The following is a 1,171-nucleotide window of genomic DNA, read 5'->3' as shown; positions in this document are numbered from 1 at the left end:
GGGTGCCGCGGTGCCGGGGGCGGTGCCGGCCGCGATGCTCCCGGTGGGCTTCGCGGGTTGGGCCGCGTCGCCGCCGTCCGGCCCGCAGGCGGTCAGGGTGAGGGCGGCGCCCAGGGCGAGGGCGGCCGGGACGAACAGGGCACGGCGAGCGGACATGGAGGTTCCCCCGAGACGGTTGCGGATGAAGGAGGCGAAGAAGGCGGCGGGCCGTCGGCGCCGACCGCTGGGCAGGACTCTGCTCCGTCGCCCGGCCGGCCCGCCAGACCTCCCCGCCGAGCCGGGACGCTGGAACGGTTCCACCCCCCTTGACCTGCGGTTCCACGCCCGGCTGGAACGGCCTCCGGGAACGCCGCGAGGCCCTCCGGGGCGCTGGTGGCGGAGCCGGGGCGTGTCCTGCGGACCTTCGCCGGGTGCGCGGCGCGCACCCGGCCCGGGGGGCGCGGGGGGGCGCCCCCCCACGCCGGGCCGCCCCCGCCCCCCCCCCCCGGCCCCCACCATCCCAGGCCCCCCCGCCCCCCCCCGCGCAACGGCCCTCGGGCAACCGCGCGCGGCCCCCGGGGGCGTGGGGGGGGGTCGGGGGGGGTGCTCTGGTTAGTTTGCGGGGGGGGGGGGGGCGCCCCGGGCCCGGCGGCCTGGAGGTGCCCCACCTCCAGGCCGCGATGCCCGCGCCCCGCCGCCGCTCCCTGATCCGACAGGGCCCATCGGACACGCCCTGGCCCGTCCGGTGCCATCGTCGAGGGGCGGGTCGGCGGGCCGCGGGCGTCGGTACGATCCCTGTATGGGTGGTGCGCGGGAAGAGGCCTGGGACGCCGAGGCGGCGGAGCGGGCGGTGGCGGTGCTGAAGGCGGTGGCGGACCCGTCGCGGTACCGGCTGCTGTGGGCGCTGAGCCACCGGGAGCTGCCGGTGAGTGAGCTGGCCGAACTGCTGGGGGCGCACGTGTCGGCGACCTCGCAGCACCTGGCGAAGCTGCGCGCGGCCGGGCTGGTGGTGGCGCGCCGGGAGGGGACGCGGATCTTCTACCGGGCCACCGAGGTGCGCGGGCTGCTCACCGAGGCCGCGCTGATCGCCCACGACCTGCCCGCCCGCCGCGACGGCGACGACGACGGCGCCGCCCCGGCCGGTGCCACCGCGCCGCAGCCCTTCGCGCGCGCGGCCCGCGCGGTGCGCCGC

At 80.5% G+C, this 1,171-nt stretch carries 1 protein-coding gene; it reads left to right on the top strand.

All coding sequences use genetic code 11. The annotated features are described in order from the left end of the window. Window positions 1-778 precede the first annotated feature (778 nt). Window positions 779-1,171, top strand: a 393-nt coding sequence (locus tag ACWGJO_RS41655) for an ArsR/SmtB family transcription factor (RefSeq protein WP_452190979.1), incomplete at its 3' end; no start/stop codon positions are given.

This window comes from Kitasatospora sp. NPDC054795, from assembly GCF_053611565.1.
The sequence above is the reverse complement of the archived record's forward strand: the minus strand, read 5'-3'. Positions and strand labels throughout refer to the sequence as shown.